The organism is Marseilla massiliensis, from assembly GCF_016899855.1.
Lineage (GTDB): Bacteria > Bacteroidota > Bacteroidia > Bacteroidales > Bacteroidaceae > Prevotella.
This window is the reverse complement of record NZ_JACJJG010000125.1, coordinates 1-7,151: the sequence shown is the minus strand read 5'-3', so window position 1 is coordinate 7,151 and position 7,151 is coordinate 1. Positions and strand designations below refer to the sequence as shown.

8 protein-coding genes and 2 pseudogenes are annotated in these 7,151 nt (G+C 40.5%); 6 read left to right on the top strand and 4 right to left on the bottom strand.

From position 1 onward, the window contains the following. The 4 genes and pseudogenes from H6A34_RS12965 to H6A34_RS12950 form a co-directional block, all read right to left on the bottom strand. Positions 1 to 473, bottom strand: a pseudogene (locus H6A34_RS12965) (hypothetical protein); the annotation flags it as partial. A 14-nt stretch (positions 474 to 487) separates the two neighbouring features. Continuing rightward, a complete protein-coding gene (locus H6A34_RS12960; RefSeq protein ID WP_205105859.1) occupies positions 488 to 835 on the bottom strand; it encodes a hypothetical protein in 348 nt (115 codons plus the stop codon). A gap of 279 nt (positions 836 to 1,114) precedes the next feature. Further along, positions 1,115 to 1,921 (bottom strand): hypothetical protein, encoded by an 807-nt coding sequence (locus H6A34_RS12955; protein ID WP_205105858.1) that lies wholly within the window; start codon positions 1,919 to 1,921, stop codon positions 1,115 to 1,117. Then, positions 1,911 to 2,252 carry a hypothetical protein gene (locus tag H6A34_RS12950; protein ID WP_205105857.1) on the bottom strand — a complete coding sequence of 114 codons (342 nt, stop codon included), beginning with the start codon at positions 2,250 to 2,252 and terminating at the stop codon, positions 1,911 to 1,913. Before H6A34_RS12950 ends, H6A34_RS12955 begins: the two co-directional genes overlap by 11 nt. Before the next feature lie 1,113 nt (positions 2,253 to 3,365). On the opposite strand from H6A34_RS12950, the gene H6A34_RS12945 reads away from it, so the two are divergent. The 6 genes and pseudogenes from H6A34_RS12945 to H6A34_RS12920 form a co-directional block, all read left to right on the top strand. Beyond that, positions 3,366 to 3,533, top strand: a complete 168-nt coding sequence (locus H6A34_RS12945) for a hypothetical protein (RefSeq protein ID WP_205105856.1) — start codon at positions 3,366 to 3,368, stop codon at positions 3,531 to 3,533. 146 nt (positions 3,534 to 3,679) lie between these two features. Then, positions 3,680 to 3,823 (top strand): hypothetical protein, encoded by a 144-nt coding sequence (locus tag H6A34_RS12940; protein ID WP_205105855.1) that lies wholly within the window; start codon positions 3,680 to 3,682, stop codon positions 3,821 to 3,823. A 24-nt stretch (positions 3,824 to 3,847) separates the two neighbouring features. Next, on the top strand, positions 3,848 to 4,852 hold the full coding sequence (locus H6A34_RS12935) for a DUF3871 family protein (RefSeq protein ID WP_205105854.1): 1,005 nt from the start codon (positions 3,848 to 3,850) through the stop codon (positions 4,850 to 4,852). Positions 4,853 to 4,965: 113 nt separating this feature from the next. Next, positions 4,966 to 5,739: a Sak single strand annealing protein gene (locus H6A34_RS12930; RefSeq protein WP_205105853.1), complete on the top strand. Its 774-nt coding sequence runs from the start codon at positions 4,966 to 4,968 to the stop codon at positions 5,737 to 5,739. A 67-nt stretch (positions 5,740 to 5,806) separates the two neighbouring features. Beyond that, a complete protein-coding gene (locus H6A34_RS12925; protein ID WP_205105852.1) occupies positions 5,807 to 6,739 on the top strand; it encodes a hypothetical protein in 933 nt (310 codons plus the stop codon). A gap of 122 nt (positions 6,740 to 6,861) precedes the next feature. After that, positions 6,862 to 7,151, top strand: a pseudogene (locus H6A34_RS12920) (hypothetical protein); the annotation flags it as partial.

The window sequence follows — 7,151 nt, the reverse complement described above, 5'->3', positions numbered from 1 at the left end:
TTTGCAAAATCACCGTCGAATGGTCTTACCTCTTCATTCTTGTCAGGGCTATAAATAAGGAAATAGTTAATCAAGTCGGTCCAAAATCTCACATGGGTAATCAATATGACCTTCTTGTACACCAGCATTTCCGGATTGTCCCTGTATAAAGAAAGCTGGCATTGGAATTCACTGTCGCTCGAAACAATCATAACGTCATCATATTCCAGGCCGCAGTTATCGTCTTTAACCAGCTCCTCCATAATCCAGCGGTACATTTTCCTGAGTTCTTCCTTGGTATCGACACAATAAAGAATACCACTGTCGTATTTATGTCTTATCAGGCTCTTTATCGATTCCGTCTTTCCTGCACCCATTGAAGTAGAGATAATATAACCGCCATTTTCATCGGGGACATCAACAACACCTGTCTTCAAGTCCATGGTAAACCCGTCACCGATAGAATGTGGACTTATATTAAACAGCTCCTTCATATTTACAAATCATTTTACTCATCGTCATCTTCTTCATCATCGGTACGTTCCTCTTTATAATAATACTCCTCTTTCTCTTCATAATAGGAGTCTTCGGTTTCATGGTATTCTTCTTCCCCGTCTTCGTCATCCTCCATATCGTCAATCACGTACCAATCGTCCTTGTGCCTCATTAAAAGGAACTCATAAAGCGACCAGACATCATCCTCTGTGAAAAATCCGGGGTCAATGTCGGAAGATTCATTCTCCATTATCTCGAAATCCTGCCTAATCTGCTCCAACAATTCCGACTTGTACTTTACTTCCATACTGTTGCCGTTGTTCATTATTATCCTTTTTACTTTGTCGTTATATTTTTTCATCGCTGTTTCGTTTTTAATGGTTATTTCTATTTTTATTTTCTGTTTTATTGTTGGTTATTTCTGTAGCTAAAGGATAAGGTTCAGCAGTCCTTAAAACCACCATATTGATTACAGTGATTGAAAGAGAACAACCAAGCCTTATCCTGTCAAAAAGAGTGTCGGGGAATAATCAATGTCAACATCTATTTTCCTGTGTTTTACAATGTTATCCCGTCAAAAAACAAATCAAACCAAATATCAAATCCTTATATAATTACCTTATTCAAATTTCCGAGGGCTTTATATGTGCCTGAATCGTTGGTCTTTCTCCATATAACTCCATTTTTCCTCTCCGTTCCATTCACGTCCTAGTCTGTTCTTCTCGTCAACCGTCCTGTTATAATATTCCTTGTATCTCGGGTCGTTATAGTCCGTCCATTCAAGGTTGTCGGAGTCGAAGTTCAGCCAGTCGTTGTCCCTGTGAAGTATAACTGGATGCTCGAATTGTTTTTTGTTTCCGTTCACATAACCAGCCTCTTCCATCAACTCGTCAACGCAAATCCTTACCCTCTCGTACCTGCCCCAACTGTTTTTCCTCTCATACTCAACAAAAGGCTCGATAGGAACAATCATATCAATATCCCTGTCACCGATTGCAGTACCTACCTCCAATTCCTTTCCGTTCTGGTATATCGTTCCGTTACTTCTTACTTCAAGGCCATCAGTCAACTTTACCTTACCCGCTGTTGTAGCCGTAGTTTGTGGATAGGCCGAAGTTGCAAGCCTCCATTCAAGGTTTTTATAGTGGTCATTCTGTAAGTTGCCATCCTTGTGAACCAAAACATAATAATTCCCGTCATTTGGCTTAGGGGCACAGAAACAATCCGCAACCAAGTCTTGAATATAGACCCTTCCTAAATTCTTGTTATCTATGTATCTGAGGCCTTCTTCGTCCACTTTGATTTTCGGGTTGTAGGTCTTCAGTTTGTTACCATCCTGCTTGTCTATAAATTCCTTTTCAACAAACAGACCGTCTTCAGATATTTTAGTCGATGTAGCGAAATGTTTACGGATTCTTACACCGTTCCTTATTTCTTCACTTTTCATAACTGCCTCCTTTCTGTTTTTTAGAGTTTATGATTAAGTCTATTCCGAATTCGTCCTTCAAGTATTGAACAAGGGTATTATAGGCATCGGTCCTCTTTCTCTCCCTTGGTATAACTGTCAACAATTCAGACAAGTCAACCCTAATGCAGAGTCCGCTTTCAAGTTTCCTGCCCGTATAATTCTCCAAGGCTTCAATATCCTTTTTGAACTTGTCAGGAACTATCACAGTGTTTGCTTTGTTTACGTTTACATCAGGAGCAACACCTTCCTGACGGCTTTCCGAATACTGTACTTCATCGGAAAATGTTTTTGCTAAATTTAATATCAACATTATCTTTACAGATTAAAATTGTCTTCATACATTAGTTAGAGTTTGGAGGTTTGACAGGAGCGTTTTGTAGCCTTTCGATGACCTATTACGCCGTTCCATGTTCAACCTCTTATCCACAAGTTAGGTTTTGAGGGTCTGGGAAGTGCGTTTTATTGCTTTGAATGACATATTATACCGCCCGATGTTCAACCTTCATCCTTTTCACAAGTTAGGCATTGAAGGTCTGTCAGGCGCGTTTTATGGCTTTGGAGGGCATGTGTCGATAACTTGTTGATATTCAGGCAGTAATTACACGTTTCACGAAAGGCCATGTTTTAGCTTGCAATATGCCATGTCTCATTGCCCAATATACTGTGTTTTGCAATGCGATTCGCCGTCTTTTAGAATGTGTTAGTACGAAAAGCATCCAAAGCCTTAATAATGAGGGATTACGATACGACAAATATCACCCTTATCCGACAGTCAGAGAAAACGGCTGGTTCGGATTATCGTTCGGTCTTTGGAAAGAGAAAAATATGAATCCATAGGTCGGACAACAATCAGGCAAGAGGCACCACGATGAAGAATCAGTGGAAAAGGCAGCTAAGAAAAGGTTGTCAGTTTAAGGCCTTGGTGACGATCTGTACGGAAACTATTTGCCTTGAGTGCATCTTTGTGGAAATATGGTGAACCTAAAGCGGAGGTCGGGACATTGTGTGAAGAGCATGGTGTTTCGGCTTTTTTATTTTTTCTCCATCATTTGTTGTGTTGCTTGTGGATACTTTCTACCTAGGGTGTTGCTAGTGAATAATTGAAAATAACAAAAATTCTCACTGAAAATACCAAGTTTCTTATATAAAGGGATTATCTCAGTTAAGAAAAGTGTTATCCATTGTATCACTAGAGGAACTACGTTGACAAATATCCATGAGCACCACTTTTATTACCTTATAAAATAACATTGTTCCTCACTTTATCTACAATTACTTTCAGTTCTCACCTTCTCACCCTCTCACTCTCTCACCTTCATTTCACCTTTTCACTTTTCTTGATTTCTTCCGCCTGAGAAACCTTAAAAGCCTTAATTGTGTATTAGAAACAACATTATTAACAATCATTTTAAACAACAAAATCATGGAAATCAGAAGAATATTAAGGACAGGTTACAAAGCATTAGTAGTGACCGTGACTTTAATCGAGGCCATTGACTTGAGCAGAAATCTCATTGGCAAGTGTAAAAACAAAAAGGCTACCACAGTATCTGACTCGGTAGCCGGGACAAACAGCGTTGAGAGTGCTTAAGGAAAAAGACCTCGACGTTCTGATTAATCTCTTCGAAGGAATAACAACGCTTTTGAAGGGAATAAAGAAATTACAGGGGGTAATCGTGAAACTTATTGAATCGCGAGAGCCTCCTTAGTTTTTCATCGTTTAAAATCTTTGGAAACATGGAAAAGACAAAGAAAGACAAGACTACAACGAAATGCAGCATAATACCTATAAACAAGAGTGCTGCAAATCGACCGGACAACAAGGCGACAACAATCAAAATGCCAAAAAGTCCGGTTCTTTATTTCTTCAACATCGGGTAAACAACAATCAAAAACACAAGTAAAATGAAGACAAACAACAACCAACAGACGATAACCATGCCATTCGAGGGTGAGGTTATAACAAATGACGATGGAGCAAAAGGTAAAAGGTATCCCAACTTCATCGAGAGTAATACACAAGAAATATCGCTTGAAGAACTGACAGAAAAGAACATTATACCTACGTTCTCTGATAACAGCCTTACAATATCGCACCAGAACTTCATATCAGCTGTTACAAAGGTTGCAGGCAATGTGTTCGGTGAGCTTACGCCGGTCGAGTTAAGGGTTTCACATCCGATTATTGGCCGTATTCCATCTGCCCAGCACAAGAAAGCATACGAGCTTACGGAAAAAGAGAAGACCGTATTCTACCAACGAATGGCTTTCTGCTGTCACGTACTTAACCTTACAAGAACCATTAACGGGCAGACAGTACATCTTTGTGTAGGAGGAGTGAGGGCATATAACGAGGACAAGTTATACAGCAGGAAGTCGGCGATGAAGTTCAAGGTGTTCGTCGGCTGGCAAGTAAGGGTATGCTCAAACCTGATGCTGACCTGTGACGGTTATTCGGGGACTATTGAATGTTTGACCGAGGCGGATATAATGCAAAAGACGTTCGAGTTGTTCGGTAGTTTCGAGCCTGGGATGGATGATACCTTACACAGCCTTGAAGGATTGAGGGCGGCACCAATATCCGAAGAGCTGTTTTGTAAAATCATAGGTAGAATGAGGTTATACCAAGCATTGCCAATAAACGAACAGAGAAAACTACCTCAGCTTATTGTTGGAGATACAGCGGTCAATGCAATGGTAAGGAACTACGTAACCAATCCTGACTTCGGAATAACAAGCGGAGAGGACTTCACCTGCTGGAACCTTATGCAACTCGGGAATGAGGCCGTCAAACAAAGCTATATCGACAAGTGGCTTGAGAGGAACCAAAACTGCACCGACTTTGCGATAGGAATTCAGAAGGCGATAAATGGGGATGACACAGAGGGTTATTCCTGGTTCATCAACTGACTTACAAGGAGAGATACACAATCAATTAAATAAAAAACGTGTGTCCCTCCTTTTTTGTTTGGTTCGACTTAATTCAACAACATTATTATTCACAACTTTAAAGCAAAACAATTATGACAAAAACAAAATTTGAAAGACCGATACTACCAAAGGACGCAACGGAAGAAGATAGAAGGAAGGCAATGTTCGACGCCCTTTATTCACTCGACCTTTCGGATAAACTTGAAAGACGTGAGAACGACAAATTGAACTATTTATCTTGGGCAAATGCTTGGGCAGAATTCAAAAGAGCCTATCCAAACGCCGAATACAGGATAATAAAAGACCCTGCAACAAACCTGCCATATTTCAACGACCCGAACATAGGAATCATGGTTTATACTGAGGTTACTGCGGATGGGCAAACTTACGAGATGTGGCTGCCTGTGATGGATGCAAAGAACAAGGCTATGAAGGAACAACCATACACCTACCAAGTTTATGACAGCTATAAGAAAACCTACGTAGAAAAGACGGTACAAGCTGCGACTATGTTCGATATAAACAAGGCGATAATGAGGTGCTTGGTTAAAAACTTGGCCATGTTCGGACTGGGACTTTATGTCTATGCCGGGGAAGATTTGTCAAATGAAGAGAACCTTGTGGCGGAGAACAATTTGCAAAAGAAACAAACAACAAGAAGGACAAAGATTACTACTCCTTCACATACGACCACTACAACTCAACAATCAACTGACAAGTATTTAGGGATAAAGGCCGCAATATCTTCCTGTAATGACAACGCCTCGCTTCTTTCACTCTACAACCAACACAGGAACGAGGTGGAGGGCAACGTTGAAATAAAGGCTCTGTTCACTGAAAGGAAAAATCAACTCAAGGCAGCATAAGATTTTAATTAAAAATGAATAATGAATAATGAAAAATCAAGTAAAACAACAACTAAAATCAATAACAATGAAAACGACAAGAATTGAATTGAAAGACAGCGACGTACTTTTCAACAAGGAGCGTCACGAATATTGGCGGGGAGATAAACAGCTATCTGGAATTACGGGAATGCTACAAAGGCAACTGTTCCCTGATGAGTTCGACAATGTACCTGAAGGTATGTTACAAGAGGCAGCAAGGTACGGTACGGAAGTTCATGAGTCAATTGAAACATTCGACAGCTCTTGGATAAACGACGGGACACAGGAAGTTCAGGATTATATCAGTTTGTGCCAAGAAAACAACCTCGTTCATGAAAGGTCTGAATACACTGTCACTGATGGGGAGAACTGGGCAAGTAACATAGACAAGGTTTACAGAAGCTCGGATGATACTTTTTCGTTGGGTGACATCAAGACTTACGGAACAATGACACCGGATAAGTTGGAAAAGGCAAGGTGGCAGCTATCAATCTACGCCTATTTCTTAGAGTTACAAAACAAGGATGCAAAGGTCGGTAATCTGTTCATACTCCATATCCGTAACAAGGCAAAGCAGGACGGAACATTCGACCACATAAGAAATATCATGCCGGTGGAAAGGATACCAAGTGACATCTGCAAGGAGCTTCTTGATACAGACTTGAGAGGAGAGCAGTTCATAAACCCTTATTCCATCCCCGAAAAGTACAGGGAACAGGAGAACTACATCAGACAGCTAATCCAAACAAAGAACGAGACGGAGGAAAAACTGAAAATCCTGAAGTCAGAAATCTTGGAGGATATGGAAAGCATGGGAGTCAGGACATGGGATACAGGAACAATGAGGTTGACAAGAAAACTGCCGACTACAAGGCTATCGTTCAACGCCAATAAATTCAAGGCAGACCATCCAGAGCTTGACTACTCACCATACGAGAGGACTTCAAACGTTTCGGGCAGCTTGATGATTGCTGTCTGATATTTATTACCTACCACTAATCAAAGGGCGGGGCATTTCACTGAACAATAAAAGAAAAGTGGAGTGTTCTGCCTTTTTTCGTTTTACCAATTTCAAGTTTAACCATTAAAAACAGAACGACTATGTTATACTACAATTTCGACGGATACGAAGGCTTCAACTGCCGCTTTGGAATAATCGAGCATGACAACGGGAAGAAAACAAGAAGGAACAGGATACTGCTCGACTTCATAAAGGACAGGAACCTACTAAGGAAAGCGATAATAACCGACAATTTCTCGCTTCTCAACATCACCAACATGGCAGACCTCAAGAAAATAATGTTCGAGAAGATTATGGATTCAGGCGAGGATGATGGCTTACAATATGAAGTCAACCTGATTAACTATACCTTCCGTTCAGGCAAATATGA